Raw genomic sequence first — 18,628 nt, 5'->3', positions numbered from 1 at the left:
TTAGCGGTCATGTTTCTGATGGTACAGCTTGATGTATAATAAATCTAATAATGAAAACTGAGGTTACAAAATATGAATGAGAGTGTTCGGTTCAGTCTGGACTATTTACAGCATGTCAATTATGCCATGTATGTCAATTCAGCCAGAATCATTCGGCGTCTTCACATTGAGAATCATGGAGAAGAAGAAATTGCGAATGCGGAACTTCGTGTTGCTTTTTTGCCAGCAATTATGGAACCGGTGACCATACCGATTCCACGGCTGCCTGCCCGAAAAAGTGTCGATCTGGGAGATTTTAAACAGGAGCTGGGAGCTCAGCATATCCTGGATCTGACGGAGCCGGTCAAGGTGGAAATGACCCTTCAGCTGAATGCTTCCGGGCTGGAACATCAGGAAGTTTATTCCCTGACCCTTCATCCCTATGAGGACTGGTCAGGCTTTGAAACTCTGCCGGAAATCCTGGCAGCATATTCCATGCCGAATCATCCGCTGATCAAAAACCTGCTTACCCGGATGGGAGACCACCTGAAAGCGATGACCGGAGATGGAACACTGTCCGGCTACAACACCATGGATCCCAACGTGGTGCTAAAGCAGCTGTCTGCTTTGTTTACTGCGATTCGAGAGATGGGCATACGCTACATCGCACCTGGTCCTGATTTTATTCGCGCCGGGAAGCGCATTCGCCTCGTCGATGAGATCACAGAAAAAGGTTATGCCGACGGAATGGATCTGACACTCTTGTTTGCGTCTGTTCTGGAGGCAGCCGGACTGAACCCGCTGATCATCCTGCAGGAGGACTCCTGCCTGATCGGGGTTTGGCTGGAACCATCTGTTTTTCCTGAATCGGTCAATTATGACTTGTCATCGCTTACCAAACGCATCGCCCGGGGCATGAACCAGATTGCAGTACTGGACCCTGTGGCAGCTACAGAGACGGGAGGGGATTTCAATCAGGCGCTTTCGGCCGCTCAGGTTCGTCTGGAGGAAACCGACCGATTCGTTTTATCCCTGGATCTGAAGCGATCCAGGTTGGTTGGAATTCATCCGCTTCCCGTTCGTATTCTGGAAGCGGGCAAATACGTTCTGGCCCCGAGACCTCAGGCGGATTCGACGGCGGTCATCCTGCCAGAGGAGCTAAGCATGCCAGGACCTGATACGGGAGTGTCCAGCGCGAAGCTGCCGCGACAGAAAGTCTGGGAGCGTAAACTGCTGGATTTATCCCTGCGGAATCAGCTGATCAATTTTAAAGAGGATCGCGGACTCCGACTCCTCGTGCCTGACCTGGAGCAGTTTTCGCTGGACTTAATGTCCGAGAAGGACTTCAACATCATGCACTATCCCCAGGACTGGAACCTGGCTTCCGCCGGCGAACAGACTTCGCCGCTGCCCGCCCAGGATGCCGCGCTCGCCGTTGAGACTCATTGGAAGAAACTGGCTTTCGAAGAATACCGAACCGGCCGAATCCGTACCATGCTGGATGATGAGACACTGGATGAACGGGGAGTGAAGCTCACCAAAGGTGCCAGGGCCAGTCTGGAAGAAACCGGCGCCAGTTCGCTGTATGTCGGACTGGGCGAACTCTGCTGGTACTCCAGGCAGGATCCGGACACGCTTCGGAAAGCACCACTGATTCTGCTGCCCGTCGACTGCGAGACGAAAGGACATTTATCCGGACTCCTTTTGAGACCACGGGAAGAAGAAGGGCACTTCAATGTCACACTGACTGAAATGCTCAAAAATGACTTCGGCATTCTGCTTCAGGGACTGGATCCTCTGCCCATGAAGGGCGATGCCATTGATGTTCTGAAGGTCTTCAGCAAAGTCAGAAGTGCCATCATGAGAGAAAAGAAGTGGGATGTGAAAGAAAGCGCCGTCCTGGGTCTCTTCTCCTTCTCGAAATTCATCATGTGGAGTGATCTGACGCAAAACATGGAGGAATTCAAAAAGAGCAGCATGGTCAGCTCACTGCTTTCCGGGAAACTGGAATTCCCCTTTGAACCCATCCAACGAACCGAGGACTTTATCGAAGAGGAACGAGGCAGTGAAACCGTGATATATCCGGTCAGCTCTGATTCCAGCCAGTCTCTGGCCGTACTGGCCGCCAAGGCCGGAAAAACCTTCGTTCTGCATGGCCCTCCGGGTACCGGCAAAAGTCAGACGATAACCAACATTATTGCCAATGCACTGATGCAGGATCAGCGGGTTCTGTTCGTTGCGCAGAAAATGGCGGCGCTGGAGGTCGTTGAAAAGCGACTGAATCAGATTGGAATCGGTTCATTCTGTCTGGAGCTGCATTCCAATAAAGCCCGGAAAAAAGCTGTGCTGGATCAGCTGGAGCAGTCAATGAAAATTCAGCGGATTCCTAAGAACGGCTCGTTTGAAGCGGAAAAAACGAAAGTCCGCAATCGCAAAAATGACCTGAATGAAATCGTAAAAAAAATGTATCGCAAGGATGAATCCGGCTATTCCATCTACGATCTTATCTGTGACCATTCCAAATTGAGGGATTTTTCCAAGACCGTGGACTTGCAGGGAATCGTTCCGCCGGGAAGCCGGAAGGACCATGAAACCGCTTTGACCAGTCTGGCCCGATTCGGCGTCCATGCCGGAGGCCCCTATGGACACCCGCTACGCGGAATTGGTGCGATTGACTATACGCCGCTTTTGAAGGAAACCATTCGCCAGGCCGGCACCATCGAGCTGACGGACCTGCAGATGACTCTGGGCGAACTGATCCTGGCGAATGCCGACCTGGCACCGACTGACATGCTTCAGGCAGAACAGCTGCTGCCGGCTTTGCAGGCTCTGGTGGATCTGAATGACCAGAATCCTCATTTAATGGAATCAGACCCTTCCGAACTGAGGGACGCCCTGATTCAACTGAGGGATAAGCAAAGCCGGCTGACGGATTCCACGCAGCGCCTGATGCAGAAATTTAGCGAGTCCTTCCTCAATGCGGATCCCAACCGGCTGGAACGGGATTACACCCAGTACGAACAAAAGACGATTCTGGGCAAGCTGTTCCGCAAGAATCCGGTGGAAAAGGAAATGACACTTTATGCAAACCAGGGACAAATTGCCCCCGGAGAGATTCTCCCGGTACTGTCTCAGTTAAAAGAATACCAGGCACTGCGCGACCAGGTCCGACAGGATCAGGGACAGTTGGAAACCCGGGTGAAAGGGGACCTGTCTGCCGCCTCCCTGGGCGAAATCATTCCCAAACTGGAGCGATGTCTGACCACTAAAGACACCTCCATTCAGCGCAGCGCGCTGCTTAATGCCGCGCAGCAGCCTGGTATGAAAGAAAAACTTCAGCGCTATGAACTGGCCCTCGATCAGAACCGCCAGACCATCCGGTCTTTCCTTGAACTGACAGCTTTCGAGGAATCTGAACTGGCAAGCTACCAGGGAAATTACTTCGAACGCCTCTCGCGCAAACTGACCGAACTGCTGCCTGCCCTGGATGGGCTGAGAGACTGGCTGATGTACCGGCAGGCGAAAAAGCAGGCGGATGAAGCAGGCCTGCAGCCGTTTGCTGCCAGCTATGACCAGGGACGAGTCAGTGAGTCGGAACTGATTTCGATGTACCGGAAATCCATGGTGACCACTCTGCTGACCCAACGGTTGAAAAATGAACCTGTCTTATTAAACACCACCGGATACGGTCTGGATGAACAGGCAGCCCTGCTGCAGAACCAGATGGCGGAACTGGAACGGCTCGAGCGTAAAGAACTCTATTTCCATCTGGCCGGGCAGGTTCCCAATCTGGTGCTGGAATCCGTTGCCAGCAAGGAAATAGCCGTGCTTCAGCGGGCACTGCGGTCCGGAGCGCGCAATCTTTCCATACGCAATCTGTTCGCTGAAACCGATACGCTGCTTCGCCGCATTGCTCCCTGCATGCTGATGAGCCCGATGAGCGTTGCGCAATACCTCAAACCTCAGGCGGATCTGTTTGACCTGGTGGTATTCGATGAGGCGTCTCAGATCCCAACCCCGGAGGCCATCGGCGCTTTGGGCCGCGCCAAGGCGGCTATCATTGTGGGTGACCCGAAGCAGCTGCCCCCTACCAGCTTTTTCCTGACTCAGTCCAACGGTTCTGCTGAACCGGAAGAATTCCAGGATCTGGATAACATCCTGGAAGACGCCCTGGCCCTTTCCATGCCGGAAAGCTACCTGCTGTGGCATTACCGGTCACGCCATGAGAGCCTGATTGCCTTCTCAAACCGGAATTTTTACGACGGCCGCCTCTATACTTATCCTTCACCGGATGACATGGTCTCCAAGGTCAGTCTGAGAACCAATGACGGCATCTATGAGCGGGGAGGGGAGAGAGTCAATCGCAAGGAAGCAGTGGAAATTGTGGATGAAGTGATCCGACGCGTCAATGATCCATCTCAAGCCCGGCGTTCCATCGGAATTGTCACGTTCTCTGTCGTTCAGCAGAATCTGATTGAAAAAACACTGAACGATCGGATGCGGGCGGATGAATCCCTGGAACAGGCTCTACAGAACCTCCCCGAGCCCCTCTTCATCAAGAATCTGGAAAATGTTCAGGGAGATGAACGAGATGTCATTTTGTTTTCTGTCGGTTACGGACCGGATGAGGACGGTCGCCTGACGATGAATTTCGGCCCGCTGAATCAGGAGGGTGGCTGGCGCCGCCTCAATGTCGCGGTATCGCGCTCCCGGCAGGAAATGATTATATTTACGAATATTGATCCCTCTGGTTTCCAGGTTTCAGATACCACCGCCCGTGGTGTCCGTGAACTGAAAGCATTTCTGGAATTTGCCCAGAAGGGCAGTCGAATGCTCAGCCTGTCGGATCTGAAGCATCAAAGCGAAATCGAAAATCTGAACGATCAGATCGCCGAACGGCTGCGGGAGCGCGGGTGGAAAGTGGAAACTTCCATCGGAACCTCCCGGTTTAAAGTCGATCTTGGCCTGGTGGATCCCCGGGATTCCGGCCGGTTCCTGCTGGGTATTATGTGCGGCGGAGAATCCTTCCGGGAAGCCGATGCGGCCTATGATCGGGAAATTCTGCAAAATTCTGTATTAAAGGGACTGGGCTGGCAGATCCGGCGGGTTTATGCCATGGACTGGCTGGATAACGAAGTGAAAGTAATTGATGACCTTGTAAAAACTGCTCAGGATCTTCTGGCAGCAGAGCCGCAGGAGTCTCATGTTTCGCCTGAACCGAAGAATCTGGCTCCTGTCACCCGTCAGACCCCCTATGTTCCTCATGATCTGAAACAGCGCAAACTGATGATGGATGACTTCCTGAATGTGAACAACGCATCGACAATTGCGGCTGAACTAAAACTGATGATAGACACCGAGGGGCCTATTCCGCGATCATTGCTGGCCAAACGAGCCCGTGCTCTGTATGACTTGAGCCGGGTTACTCCTAAAATGGAAAAGCAGGTTGAGCTGATCCTCAATACCATTCGACCGGTCACGACAAGATCCGGAGATATGCCGGTGTACTGGCCGCAGAACATCAGCCCTGCCGAATTCGACCAGTACCGCAGGACTCTGCCCGATGACACGGACCGGCAGCTGGCGGATATCGCCCCGGAGGAAATCCTGGCCGCCCTCAAGGATGGCTTGCCGGAACCTCAGTCTGAGCGGTCACTGATCCGCCAGACGGCCGAACGGCTGGGACATCCCCAGCTCAATGTTGACAATGAGCATCTTCTCGAAGCTGTCATTAACTTCGGGATTCTGACCGATGTGCTGGAAAAAACCAGTGAGGGCCTGATTCGTCAGATTATGCCCAGGATTTCTAATCCCGTTTCGGAAATACCGTCCGAGCGGATGAATCCGGACAGACAATGATTTTTTGTCAGGCGGGAAGGTGAGCTTCCCGCCTGCTTTTTCTCAAATATAAACAGTCTCATCGATAATTTCAAAATAGTTCAATTTTCTTGTAACATTTTCAGCGTAAGATGGGTATAAGGATGATCCCCGCACAGGCCTCCGGGCAGGCGAGACATCCATAGTTCTAATGTTAGGAGAAGATGATCAGTATGAAATCTAAAATAATGGAAATAACTCTGGGTACAGCGCTTGCATTGTCAGTTCTGTCAGGCTGCGCGGTGACACAAGGTCCCGTCCAGCAAACCAGTACGCTGAATATTCAGACCATGCCGCAGATTCAGACAACTCAGTCTGTTGTGACAGCTCCCGGTAATGTGGCTCAGGGAAATACGGTGCCTGGCACACAGGCCCAGACCAAAGAAAGTGAAATCAACATTGACCGGTCACTTTCGATTCCTGATCTGGTGGAAGCCAACGCACCCGCTGTGGTTACAGTGGCTGTTAGAAAAATTACGGACGGCGGTTTGTTCGGTTCCGGCTATCAGGAAGGGGTCGGCACAGGATTTTTCATCGACGCCAACGGCATTATTGCGACCAACAATCACGTTGTGGAAGGCGCGAAAAATGTCACAATCATCCTGCACAACAGTCAGGAAGTCCCGGGCGAAGTTTTGTGGCGGGATGCCCGAAACGACCTGGCCATTGTCAAAGTCAGCGGCATTCGCGTGCCTGGGGTCGTCACCATCGGCAATTCTGACAACATTCGAGTGGGCGAGGGCGTCATTGCCATCGGAAATCCGATGAGTGCCGAATTTGCCGGAACCGTCACTCATGGCATTATTTCTGCCAAAAACCGAAAGGTACAGGTGAGTGGAGGGGTATTTGAATACATTCAGATCGATGCTGCCATCAATGGTGGAAATTCGGGCGGTCCTCTTTTCAACATGAAGGGGGAGGTCATTGGGATTAATTCCGCAAAGATCGCCCAAACCGGGATTGAAGGAATTGCCTTCTCCATCCCCATTAATGTGCTCATGGAAAAAATCGGAACGAGTTCAGAAACGAAGAATCAGACCAATGAACCGGTCAGCATCGGAGTGGCCGTCCAGGATATACCAGAGGATTTGAGAATCCAGTACGGCGTTCCGCAGGGCATCATGGTGATGGAAGTCATGGCAGGATCACCGGCTGAGGCTGCCGGCATATTGCCGGGAGACATTCTGATCAGCTTCGGCGGAGAAAAAGTGACATCCACGGTCCAGCTGAACACCATCAAGTCCCGCTACAAACCGGGCGACCGGGTTAAATTCACGATCTACCGCGACAGTGACAAGCAAACGTATGAGGGAACCATACAACTGGTCTCCGCCATGCGAAATTAGTTCGGGTTCAGAAAAAAGACAGGCTGCAGTGTGCTGCAGCCTGTCTTATCGTTTCATGAGGCTTGAAGATGAAAATATTTTTTGCCAGGTCATTCAAATGAAGCAGAGAGTTCGCCTACTGATGTTTCTGCAGGGAGTAGATCATGAAGTCAAATGTTACGGCGTCGATGACTGCAGCGATCTGCGCGATGCGTAGGTCATTTGGGGAGATCCATTGCCGGAGCAGGATTTCTTTTTGTGGGACCGTGGGCTGAAAGCTTTTCCGAAAGCGCTGTGCCCTCACCATGCCGCCTTCTTCCTGCAGTTGGTACAGTTCCCGAATTAATGCCGGTTATTCTCTTAGACCAAGCCGACGGCCGGTAAACAGATGACGGCGCAGTTCCAGAAGATGACCCGGTCCCGGGATAATCCGGAACATCCGATGCCCACTGGCCAGAATTCGAAGACTTTCTTCGATTCCGGACTGATCATCCAGCCGGATGACCCGGTCCATGGAACCAGTCGGAAGAGGCAGTCGATCAGCCAGAGCAGTAAAAATCAGCCGGTCCGGATTTTCTTTCAGCTGTAGGTCGACCGAAGGTTGGGCTGCTTCAAAGCCAATTCCGCTGCTTCCCAGAAACGGAGACAGAGAGGAACCGGTCAGGCAAAAGGGTTCCGTAGTTTGTCACACTTTCCAACAATTCCCGAAAGGGCGGCAATTGATGGAGCGCGAGTTCATTGGCGTAACAGGCTCGATCGCGGGCGTGGATTTTCACGGGGATAAAATTGATCGATCCTGATTTGGAGACATTGAAACTATGATTCGAGGTGCAGCGAACCTCATGGGAGATCATTTCCAGCGGATTGTGGCAGATCGGGCATACCATCATTCCGTTCAATCGGGCAAGTTTTTCATTGAGTTGGTTTAATTCCATTTTGCATCACCAATCTGAGTATATCATGCGTTATAATAGGGTTGATTTAATTTTGAAAGGACACGATTGCATGCGTTTGGTCAATTTGTTGAATGAAACTGAAGTGCTGGAGGAGTTTCGGCCTCTGGATAACCTTGATATTGAACGGATCACCAACGATTCCCGCCAGATCCATGCCAAAGCCCTGTATATAGCTATCCCCGGTACACACGTGGACGGCCATCGATTTCTGAGTGATGTCAAAGCACGCGGTGGGGAAGCGGCTATAGTTGAACGGATTGACCCATCCGTTCCCATCGCACAGTATCGGGTGGTTAATTCGCGACAGGCCTGGAGCAGCCTGTCGGCGGCCTATTACGGGCATCCCACGCGAGATCTCTTTGTTTACGGCATCACGGCTACGAATGGTAAAACCACCATTTCCTTTATGCTCGATGAGATTATTCGGGCGGCCGGCATCACTTCCGGACTCATTGGTACGGTAAAGATCCGGATCGGCAGAGAGGTGATTCCGGCCGCGATGACAACTCCGGAAAGCTTTGAACTTCAGGGTTATTTTGCCCGGATGAAAGAGGAGGGAGTCAACACAGTGACCATGGAAGTATCCTCCTCTGCCCTGGAACAGTTCCGCTGCGCGGATGTGCACTTTGATGTCGTCTCATTCAACAACTTTTCCAGGGAACATATAGACCAGCATGGATCGCTTGAAGCTTACTGGGAGGCCAAGGCTTCTCTGATTACCGGGGCCCGGGCCGAAACAGCAACAATCATTAATCTGTCGGATCCGGCGATTGCCCGTCTGGAGGGGAAGAGCAGCGGACAGGAAGTGACCTATTCTCTGACTCCGGGGGTTGGCGATATCTATCCGGAGGCAGTCGATTTATCGGGTGATTCACCCCGCTTTACGCTGGTTATTTCCAGGGCGATTGTACTGCGGGGATCTCATCAGGTCACGATTGAACCCCAAAAGATACCAATAGAACTTTCTACACCAGGTCAGCACACGGTCGCCAACGCGGTAGCCTGCTGTGCCATGGCGCTGTGTCAGGGAATCGACCGTGCCGCCATTCAAATGGGTCTGAAGAATTTCAAGGGACTGGAACGCCGGTTTGAACTGATTTATGATGATCAGTTCAAGATCATCGATGATCACTTTGCCAATATGAACAATATTGAGACTTCGCTGAAAAGCCTCTCCAGCCTGCATTACCGGAAACTGCGCATGGTCTACGCCATTCGGGGCAACCGCGGTGTTACGGTGAACCGGGAAAATGTTCAGACGCTGGCTCGATGGCTGCCGCTGCTGAATCTGGATGAAATCATCGTGACGGAAACTCTGGGGGAAGTGACTGATAAAGATCGGGTCCTGCCGGCGGAAAAGGCGGTATTTTTTGAGGAGATTGAAAAGACTCCGTTGAAAGTGACCTTTCGGGCTGCTATGGATGAGGCCCTGCAGTATGCTTTAAGCGTAGTGGAGCCGGGCGATATCATTTTCCTGGCCGGCACGCAGGGCATGGATCTGGGAGGACGAAAAATTCTGACGATGCTGGCTCACCGGCATCCCGAGCGGGCGGAAGAAATTCTTCGCCCCATGACGGGAAGAGTTTGCGGTTAAGAAATAACACCCATTGAGCCTCCGACCGGTCGGATCCACGGGGGATAGCAGATGAACTGTCTAAAAATCAGACTTATTCAAATGATTTTCATTTCGAGAACAAGAAGAGGAAGGAACCAAAGATTATGACGAAAGTGGTACTCACCGGTGGCGGAACAGCCGGGCATGTAATGGGCAATCTGGCGATCCTGCCGGGACTTCGGACCAGGGGCTATGAGCTGTTATACATCGGATCTCATAACGGGATTGAACGGGATTTGATCCAGAAGGAAGGAATCCCTTACCATCCGATTTCTTCGGGCAAACTGCGCCGCTACAAATCGCTGAAAAACCTGACCGACATCTTCCGCGTAGCGAAAGGTCTCACCGATGCCCTGCGGATTCTGAAACGGGAAAAACCGGATCTGATCTTCAGCAAAGGGGGATATGTTACAGTTCCAGTCGCTATGGCGGCCGCTGCTCTGAAGATCCCCTTCATTGGCCATGAATCCGATCTGACACCTGGTCTGGCCAATCGGATCGCCGCCCGCTATGCTACGAAAATGCTTGTGACGTTTCCTGAAACCAGGGACTCCTTTGGAGAAAAGGGCGTCGTAGTTGGCTCGCCGGTTCGTGATGAACTGTTCCAGGGCGATGCCGGCAGTGGACGGGAATTCATGGGCTTTACTCCGGATAAGCCGGTGCTGCTGGTTATGGGCGGATCTTTGGGCGCAAATCTTCTTAATCAGCTGGTTTGGGCAAATCTGGAACGACTGCTGCAGGATTTTCAAGTGGTCCATCTGGTGGGAAAAGGAAATGTGAATTCACAGCTGGAGCGGACTTCGGGTTATGCCCAGTATGACTATATTGGATCCCGCATGAAGGATGTACTGGCTGCTGCGGGCTATATTGTATCAAGGGCCGGATCCAATTCTATCTTCGAGTTTCTGGCGCTGAAAAAGCCGAATCTGCTGATCCCGCTGGATCTGAACCAGAGTCGGGGGGATCAGATCCACAATGCCGAATCGTTTCAGAAAGCTGGCTATTCGTTGCTGCTTCGCGAGAAAGACCTTACGGCAGAAAGCCTGTTTCAGGCACTGCAGGAGCTGAAGGCCAGGACGGAGGAATTCCGGGACAATATGGACCGGGCGATAGTGAAAGGTGGGGCAGAAAAAATACTTGCTGTCATCGAAGATACTCTCGCCAGTCGTCACCAGGATGGGAAACGGCCGGAACCCTCGGAAAATCCCCCTCTGTTCGAAAAGAACATTGTCAGAAGCAATTTGCAGAAACCTGAAGATCAGTAACATGCGGTTAATTTTTATTGAACGATGGCCTGCCGGCGAGATTCCGGCAGGCCATTCGTCTATAATGAAAGCAGAGTTGGCAATATCTTACTGAGAAAATTTATTTAAAAGACTTAGACCCATTTCGATGCTAAGACCAAATACGATGCATTACTGGAGGTAGGAATGAAATTAAAATTTTCTGGTGCAGCCGGTTCAGTGACCGGTTCGTCCCATCTGCTGGAAGTGAACGGACATCAGGTTCTTCTGGATTGTGGTTTATATCAGGGGGCGGATGCAAAGATCCGTGGAAATGACGTATTCCCGTTTGATCCGGCGAAGATTGAATACCTGATTCTGTCTCATGCCCATATTGATCACTCGGGTCGAATTCCGATGCTTTATAAAAAAGGTTTTCGCGGACGAATTATTTCTACCCCGCCGACGTACGATCTTTGCGGGATCATGCTTCGCGACTCCGCTTTCATCCAGGAACAGGATGCTGAACGAGAAAACCGCCATCGCAAGAGAGGCCGGAAACCGCTGGAAGAACCGATTTACACCATCGAGCACGCCGAAGCCGTGCTGAAACTGTTTGAGACCCTGGATTACAATGAGCAGCTTGACCTTTTCCCAGGCTTCCGGCTGCGCTTCCAGGATTCAGGTCATATGCTCGGTTCGTCGTTTGTAGAGATGTGGATTCAGGAAGAAGGCAGTGACGAGATCAAGGTCGTCTTCTCCGGAGATATCGGCAACCACAACATTCCCCTGATGCGGGAACCTCGCTACATTGACGAAGCGGATGTTCTAATCATGGAATCCACTTATGGAGATCGATTCCATGAACCACAGGTAAATGAAAATCAGAAGCTGCTGGGTATCATCAATTCTACGATTCGAAATGGCGGAAATGTGATTATTCCATCCTTCGCAGTGGGGCGTACGCAGGAAATCCTCTACGTTCTGAATGAATTCGCCGAGAACGGTCAGCTGGATAAGCGTACCCGCGTGTTTGTTGACTCCCCGCTGGCAAGCAAGGCAACAGCCGTTTTTGAAAAGCATAAGGCATATTTTGACCGGCATGCTCAGGAGCGAATGGAGCATGGCGATAATGTGCTGAGTTTTCCACAGCTTCATTTCACGGACAGCGTGGAAGACAGCATGAAGCTCAACCGGACCCGGGAAGGGCTGGTCATCATCTCCGCTTCAGGCATGGCCGAGGCTGGGCGAATTCGCCATCATTTGAAACATAATCTCTGGCGTCCCGAAAGTACGGTGGTTTTTGTCGGGTATCAGGCAGAACAGACCTTGGGGCGACTGATTCTGGACGGAAAGAAAGAAGTTCGGATATTTGGAGAGGAAATTGCCGTTGAAGCCAGAATTGAACAGTTGACAGGTTTATCCGGTCATGCGGATCAAAGAGGTCTGATTGAGTTTGTCGAAGCCTTTACCGTCAACCCGCCAAAGAAAATTTTCCTTGTGCACGGCGATGACGATGCGCAGGCGGTTTTGTCAGCCAGACTCCGGGAAAAAGGCTATCAGGTGGCCATACCGAAAGAAGGCACCATTGTAGACTGTTGTTCCAAGGAAGATCTGGAACGACCGGAAAAGACAACGATTGTTCCTGCAGAACATGTTCGTTTTACCTCCCGGTTCAAGGAACGGATTCTGGAATCCATCGGTCAGATGGATCTGAACAATATGACGGATGAACAGATTCTGGATGAAATCAGAGCGCTGCTTCATGCCAGAAAAACCAATCATCACTGATTCGATTCCATCCATTGATTTGTCAGCCTGTCCCACAGGGAAGAAACGGGATCTGTTACATTCTTCAGGTAATCGCTTCCAGGGATGTCGTATATCTGTATCAATTAACTCGGATATCTATATCATTCAGAGAATGCTCCGCGGGTTTGCTCCGGAGCATTCTTTTTCTTCTGAGTTCTGACAATTTGAACAGAATTGTGAACTAAATCAGCGCGTGATGTTCCGGTTCGGGAGATTTTGGGCTGTTTTCTGCACGGACCAATGATTCAGTCGATGTAAATCGATTTAATTGAGGCAGGCCAATCTGTTGCATTTTATTAACAATAGTATATAATTATAAAGACGGAGACGTTTTTTATAACAAAATAATCGTGTATCATTGAAATGAGTGATCCCGTGCCAGCTGTTTTATTATTGAGCTGTCCGCCGGAATCAGGGAATTTCAAAAAAATTTCATGTAAGGGAGAGATTACAGACATGAGACAAATCAAAACCATGGATGGAAATACCGCTGCTGCTCACGTATCATATGCGTTTTCAGAAGTAGCTGCGATCTATCCGATCACACCGTCTTCCCCAATGCCTGAGTCAGTAGACGAATGGGCCTCCAAAGGAAGAAAGAACTTATTCGGCACGGTCGTAAAAGTCGTGGAAATGCAGTCCGAAGCAGGAGCCGCCGGAGCAGTTCACGGTTCTTTGCAGGCAGGTTCTCTGACCAGCACATACACAGCTTCCCAGGGACTTCTGCTGATGCTTCCCAACATGTACAAGATTGCCGGTGAATTGCTTCCCGGTGTATTCCATGTTGCGGCCAGAGCACTGGCAGCCCATGCACTGTCGATTTTCGGCGACCATCAGGACGTCATGGCAGCCAGAGCTTCCGGATTTATCATGTTGGCTGAATCCAGTGTTCAGGAGGTCATGGATCTCTCCGCAGTAGCTCATCTGACGGCGATTAAGGCCAGCCTTCCGGTTTTGAATTTCTTTGATGGTTTCCGTACCTCTCATGAAGTTCAGAAGATCGAAGTTTGGACTGATGAAGAATTAGCCAAAATGGTTGACTGGGACAAGATTCAGGAATTCCGTTCCAAGTCTCTGAACCCGGAACGCCCTGTCACCAGAGGAACCGCTCAGAACCCGGACATCTATTTCCAGGGCAGAGAAGCTTCCAATCGGTACTACAATGAAGTTCCAGCCATTGTTGAGAACTACATGCATGAAGTCAGCAAAGTAACCGGTAGAAATTATGGTCTGTTCAACTATCATGGGGCAGCAGACGCAGAAAATGTCATTATCGCTATGGGATCTGTCTGTGACGCGGCTGAGGAAGTTGTAGACTACCTCGTAGCCAAGGGTGAAAAAGTTGGACTGGTCAATGTCCATCTGTATCGTCCGTTCTCAGTGAAGCATTTCCTGGATGTCGTGCCAAAGACTGCCAAGAAGATCGCAGTTCTGGATCGGACAAAGGAACCAGGCGCACACGGCGAACCCCTTTATTTGGATGTCCGCACCGCTTTCTACGATGTTGAGAATCGGCCGGAAATTGTTGGCGGACGCTATGGACTGGGATCCAAGGATGTGACCCCGGGCCAGATCATTTCCGTATTCGATAACCTCAAGCGCAACGAAGTGAAGAACGGATTTACCGTAGGTATCGTTGATGATGTTACCTTTACTTCACTGCCGACCGCAGAAGAAGTTAATATCACTCCGGCAGGCACTGTACAGTGCAAATTCTGGGGTCTTGGATCCGATGGAACGGTTGGCGCTAATAAATCCGCCATCAAGATCATCGGTGACCATACCGATCTGTACGCACAGGGTTATTTCTCCTATGACTCAAAGAAATCTGGCGGTATTACGGTTTCCCACCTCAGATTCGGAAAGAACAGAATTCGGGCACCTTACCTGATCCAGCAGGCTGATTTTATTGCCTGCCACAATCCTTCCTATGTTAACAAGTATGACCTGTTAAAGGGCATCAAGGACGGAGGAACCTTCCTGCTGAACTCTCCCTGGGCAGCAGAAGAAGTTGAAAGCAAGCTGCCGAACAAACTGAAGAGAACCCTGGCTGAAAAGAACGCTAAGTTCTACATCATCGATGCCCAGGCCATTGCTGAAGAAATCGGTCTTGGAACCCGCATCAACATGATCATGCAGTCTGGATTCTTTAAGCTGGCAAACGTTATTCCGGTTGAAGATGCCGTGCGTTATCTGAAAGACTCTGTGGTCAAGAGCTATGGCATGAAGGGCGAAAAGATCGTCAACATGAACAATGAAGCCATTGACAAGGGTGTAAACGCTCTGGTTCAGATTGAAATCAAGCCGGAGTGGAAGAACCTGCCGGATGATGCTGCCGCCAAGGCAGAAGTTCCGGAGTTCATCTCCAAGGTTCTAGTTCCAATGAATGCTCAGGAAGGCGACAACCTCCCGGTATCAGTTTTTGCCGATATCGCCGATGGTACCTTCCCGCAGGGAACTGCTGCCTTCGAAAAACGCGGAATTGCAGTCAATGTGCCTGAATGGCAGATCGATGCCTGTATCCAGTGCAACCAGTGTGCTTATGTTTGTCCGCATGCTGTCATTCGTCCATTCCTGGTAAGCGAGGAAGAAAAAGCCAACGCACCGGAAGGATTTGCAACCAAGAAAGCAATGGGCGGAAAGGCCTTCGAAGGTCTTGACTTCAAGATCCAGGTTTCAGTCCTCGACTGTACCGGATGCGGAAACTGTGCTCAGGTTTGTCCCGCACCGGAAAAAGCTCTGATCATGAAGCCAATCGAATCTCAGATGCATGAAACGGCAAACTGGGATTACGCAATGAGCCTGGCTCCTAAGAAGAATCCGATGAACCGGATGACTCTCAAGGGATCCCAGTTCGAGAAGCCGCTTCTGGAATTCTCCGGCGCCTGCGCAGGCTGTGGAGAAACTCCTTATGTCAAGCTTGTTACCCAGCTTTATGGCGAACGCATGATGATTGCCAACGCCACCGGCTGTACCTCCATCTGGGGAGCTTCCGCACCGGCAACTCCTTACACCACCAACCACCTTGGAGAAGGTCCGTCATGGGCTAACTCTCTGTTCGAAGACAACGCGGAATATGGCCTTGGCATGTACCTGGGTTATAATGCGCAGAGAGAACGGATCAAGGGAATGGTTGAAGCTTACCTCGCATCAGGCAAGGCAGAAGGCGAACTGAAGGCTGCCTTCGAGAACTTCCTGGCAAACTACAGCAAGGCCGATGAATCCAGAGCTGCCAAGAATGCAATCCTGCCGCTCATCAAGGATTCCAATGACGAGACCTTGAAGTTCCTCTACAAGAACAAAGAATTCATGTCCAAGAAGAGCCAGTGGATCTTCGGCGGAGACGGATGGGCTTATGACATCGGATACGGCGGACTGGACCACGTGCTCGCTTCCGGTGAGGATGTCAATGTTCTGGTTCTCGATACCGAAGTTTACTCCAACACCGGCGGACAGTCTTCCAAGTCTACTCCGACTGCGGCAATCGCTAAGTTTGCAGCATCCGGAAAACGGACCAAGAAGAAGGATCTCGGCATGATGGCCATGAGCTATGGTTATGTCTATGTTGCTCAGATTGGTATGGGCGCTGACAAGAACCAGGCGATGAAGGCCATCACGGAAGCAGAAGCATACAACGGACCGTCACTGGTTATCGCATATGCTCCCTGTATCAACCAGGGTCTCAAGAACGGTATGGGCATGAGCCAGGAAGAAACCAAACGCGCCGTTGAATCCGGCTACTGGGTACTCTACCGGTACAACCCGACCCTCAAGGATCAGGGCAAGAATCCGTTCACACTGGATTCCAAAGAACCCAAAATGCCATTCAGAGACTTCCTTATGGGAGAAGTTCGCTACGCTTCCCTGCTCAAAGCATTCCCAGAAGAAGCAGAAGCGCTGTTCGCCAAGACCGAACAGGACGCACGGGAACGCAGAGACAGCTATGTTCGCTTAACAGAAATGGATTTCTCCAAATACGCTGTTGCGCCAGAGCTGAAAAAGAGCGAAGACAAACCGGTTGAAACGGTTGTTCATGCATCTGCGGTAGCAAGCCCGGAATCAGCTCCCAAAGCTGGTCAGGACGTGCCCAAGGCTGAAAACAACGACAATCTGGAAGGGGAAGAGGCTGCTCCGACACATCATGCTGGAACAGACAAATAAACCCTGAATAAGTCAATTAAGGAAACCGGGAATCCTCCTGGTTTCCTTGCTTTTGCCCACTCTGCCATGAATCGGCAGGGACATCCATCCGGCAAGGCGGCTCTGTTCGGGATCGAAGGATTTCCTCTCGACTATGAAAGAGAATATGGTATGATGTTATTGGAAAAAAATGATCTAATCTGGAGGTAGCTATGAAATATTTTATAGACACAGCAAACGTTGAAGAAATCCGCAAGGCAGCAGAGCTCGGCCTGCTCTCTGGCGTCACCACCAATCCTTCCCTGATCGCCAAGGAAGGCAGAAAATTCGAAGATGTCATTAAGGAAATTACCGAACTGGTCGATGGACCCATCTCAGCGGAAGTAGTCTCACTCGAGGCAGACGGAATGCTGAAGGAAGGCCGGGAACTGGTTAAAATCCATCCTAATATCGTCATTAAAGTTCCGATGACGGCAGAAGGTTTAAAGGCGACTCATCAGTTCAAGAAAGAGAACATCAAGGTCAATGTAACACTGGTCTTCTCCGCCGAACAGGCTCTGGCAGCTGCCCGTGCCGGCGCAGCCTACGTTTCTCCGTTCATCGGCCGTGTCGATGATATGGGCATAGACGGCGTTCTCCTCATTGAAGAAATCGCCACTATTTTCAACATGTTCGATATCGATACCGAGATTATTGCGGCTTCGATCCGCAATCGCCGTCATATCGCCCAGGCAGCACTGGCTGGCGCTGATATATCAACGGTTCCCTATAAAGTTCTCATGGAATCACTGAACCATCCGCTGACCACGTCTGGAATCGAACGGTTCCTGAAAGACTGGGAAGGCGTTAAAAACCTGTAATCCATCAGTCTGAGACCCCTCTGTCAGTCTGGAAATGTTTCCGATCTGACAGGGGGTTTTGTATACGTTGCGTGAACTTTCATGGTGAAAGGCCCGCAGATCAATTTGATGCAATCAAATTTTGGTATAATAGGAGGAAAGAAAGACTCCCGGAATTAAGAATGAATGGATTACCGACGGAGTCAGAAGGAGATTCACCATCATGAATAGGCAAATCAAATCAATTCTGGCGATTATTGTTTTTATCGCCATTCTGGGAGGCCTGAAACTCGTTTATGACGCAAACGTGAAAAAAGGAACTCTGGAAGGGGTGGCCGGGAATATAACAACCTCGGGGCCGAATGTAACCCAGCCCTCGGCGGCAACAATCCCGCCGGCATCAGGAGCTTCTACTCAGCCTTCGGGTTCGACCGGAGAGCGTCCAACGGTCATGCTGCCCGATGCAACAATCTATGATGCTCAGGGCAACGCAGTGAAGCTGTCCTCGTTCCGCGGAAAAAAGACCATTATCAATGCCTGGGCCAGCTGGTGCGGACCATGCAAGGCTGAGATGCCGGATTTTGCGGAACTGGACCGGGAAGCCGGGGATGACTATCAAATCGTCATGGTAAATATCCAGGGTGGACTGGAGACCAGGGAAAATGCAGATCGATTTTTGAAAGACAATAACTTTGAGTTCAACACCATGCTGTACGATGAAGACATGGATTTTGCCCAAATGCTTGAGATCAGCAGCATTCCCACCACAATTTTCGTCGATGAGGAAGGTCAGATTCATATCTATCAGCAGGGCATGCTCAAGAAGTCACAGGTTCTTGAAGGCCTGAGCTACCTGGAGTAA

General features: G+C 50.9%; 10 protein-coding genes and 1 pseudogene. 8 read left to right on the top strand and 3 right to left on the bottom strand.

The window, feature by feature from the left end; genetic code table 11:
- Positions 1-72: 72 nt before the first annotated feature.
- Together proA and P6M73_RS10210 are read left to right on the top strand one after the other, a co-directional pair.
- Positions 73-5,838, top strand: a complete 5,766-nt coding sequence (gene proA, locus P6M73_RS10215) for an anti-phage protein ProA (protein ID WP_277852955.1) — start codon at positions 73-75, stop codon at positions 5,836-5,838.
- A 191-nt stretch (positions 5,839-6,029) separates the two neighbouring features.
- On the top strand, positions 6,030-7,202 hold the full coding sequence (locus P6M73_RS10210) for a S1C family serine protease (protein ID WP_277852954.1): 1,173 nt from the start codon (positions 6,030-6,032) through the stop codon (positions 7,200-7,202).
- A 115-nt stretch (positions 7,203-7,317) separates the two neighbouring features.
- Here the strand turns inward: P6M73_RS10210 and P6M73_RS10205 are convergent, their stop codons facing one another.
- From P6M73_RS10205 to P6M73_RS10195, 3 genes are all read right to left on the bottom strand, one after another.
- Entirely contained in the window at positions 7,318-7,488 is a 171-nt protein-coding gene (locus tag P6M73_RS10205; RefSeq protein ID WP_277852953.1) for a hypothetical protein, read from the bottom strand.
- A gap of 45 nt (positions 7,489-7,533) precedes the next feature.
- Complete coding sequence (locus tag P6M73_RS10200) at positions 7,534-7,695, bottom strand: hypothetical protein (RefSeq protein ID WP_277852952.1); 162 nt, start codon at positions 7,693-7,695, stop codon at positions 7,534-7,536.
- A 97-nt stretch (positions 7,696-7,792) separates the two neighbouring features.
- Complete coding sequence (locus P6M73_RS10195; protein ID WP_277852951.1) at positions 7,793-8,116, bottom strand: putative RNA methyltransferase; 324 nt, start codon at positions 8,114-8,116, stop codon at positions 7,793-7,795.
- Between the two features lie 70 nt (positions 8,117-8,186).
- Between P6M73_RS10195 and P6M73_RS10190 the strand changes: the two genes are divergently transcribed.
- From P6M73_RS10190 to P6M73_RS10165, 6 genes and pseudogenes are all read left to right on the top strand, one after another.
- On the top strand, positions 8,187-9,731 hold the full coding sequence (locus P6M73_RS10190; RefSeq protein ID WP_277852950.1) for a Mur ligase family protein: 1,545 nt from the start codon (positions 8,187-8,189) through the stop codon (positions 9,729-9,731).
- Positions 9,732-9,856: 125 nt separating this feature from the next.
- Positions 9,857-11,017, top strand: coding sequence for an undecaprenyldiphospho-muramoylpentapeptide beta-N-acetylglucosaminyltransferase (gene murG / locus P6M73_RS10185; RefSeq protein WP_277852949.1), 1,161 nt, complete (start codon positions 9,857-9,859; stop codon positions 11,015-11,017).
- Between the two features lie 165 nt (positions 11,018-11,182).
- A complete protein-coding gene (locus P6M73_RS10180) occupies positions 11,183-12,766 on the top strand; it encodes an MBL fold metallo-hydrolase RNA specificity domain-containing protein (RefSeq protein WP_277852948.1) in 1,584 nt (527 codons plus the stop codon).
- A 477-nt stretch (positions 12,767-13,243) separates the two neighbouring features.
- A pseudogene (gene nifJ / locus P6M73_RS10175) lies at positions 13,244-16,747 on the top strand (pyruvate:ferredoxin (flavodoxin) oxidoreductase); the annotation flags it as partial.
- A gap of 392 nt (positions 16,748-17,139) precedes the next feature.
- A complete protein-coding gene (gene fsa, locus P6M73_RS10170; RefSeq protein WP_277852946.1) occupies positions 17,140-17,787 on the top strand; it encodes a fructose-6-phosphate aldolase in 648 nt (215 codons plus the stop codon).
- A 202-nt stretch (positions 17,788-17,989) separates the two neighbouring features.
- On the top strand, positions 17,990-18,628 hold the full coding sequence (locus P6M73_RS10165) for a TlpA family protein disulfide reductase (RefSeq protein ID WP_277852945.1): 639 nt from the start codon (positions 17,990-17,992) through the stop codon (positions 18,626-18,628).

The sequence above is a fragment of the Anaerococcoides asporogena genome (assembly GCF_029590275.1).
Classification (GTDB): domain Bacteria; phylum Bacillota; class Clostridia; order Clostridiales; family Clostridiaceae; genus JG1575.
The sequence above is the reverse complement of the archived record's forward strand: the minus strand, read 5'-3'. Positions and strand labels throughout refer to the sequence as shown.

Coding starts and splice junctions, on each gene's coding strand:
- proA (WP_277852955.1), top strand. CDS start 73: ATGAATGAGAGTGTTCGGTTCAGTCTGGACTATTTACAGCATGTCAAT.
- P6M73_RS10210 (WP_277852954.1), top strand. CDS start 6,030: ATGAAATCTAAAATAATGGAAATAACTCTGGGTACAGCGCTTGCATTG.
- P6M73_RS10205 (WP_277852953.1), bottom strand. CDS start 7,488: ATGGTGAGGGCACAGCGCTTTCGGAAAAGCTTTCAGCCCACGGTCCCA.
- P6M73_RS10200 (WP_277852952.1), bottom strand. CDS start 7,695: ATGGACCGGGTCATCCGGCTGGATGATCAGTCCGGAATCGAAGAAAGT.
- P6M73_RS10195 (WP_277852951.1), bottom strand. CDS start 8,116: ATGGAATTAAACCAACTCAATGAAAAACTTGCCCGATTGAACGGAATG.
- P6M73_RS10190 (WP_277852950.1), top strand. CDS start 8,187: ATGCGTTTGGTCAATTTGTTGAATGAAACTGAAGTGCTGGAGGAGTTT.
- murG (WP_277852949.1), top strand. CDS start 9,857: ATGACGAAAGTGGTACTCACCGGTGGCGGAACAGCCGGGCATGTAATG.
- P6M73_RS10180 (WP_277852948.1), top strand. CDS start 11,183: ATGAAATTAAAATTTTCTGGTGCAGCCGGTTCAGTGACCGGTTCGTCC.
- fsa (WP_277852946.1), top strand. CDS start 17,140: ATGAAATATTTTATAGACACAGCAAACGTTGAAGAAATCCGCAAGGCA.
- P6M73_RS10165 (WP_277852945.1), top strand. CDS start 17,990: ATGAATAGGCAAATCAAATCAATTCTGGCGATTATTGTTTTTATCGCC.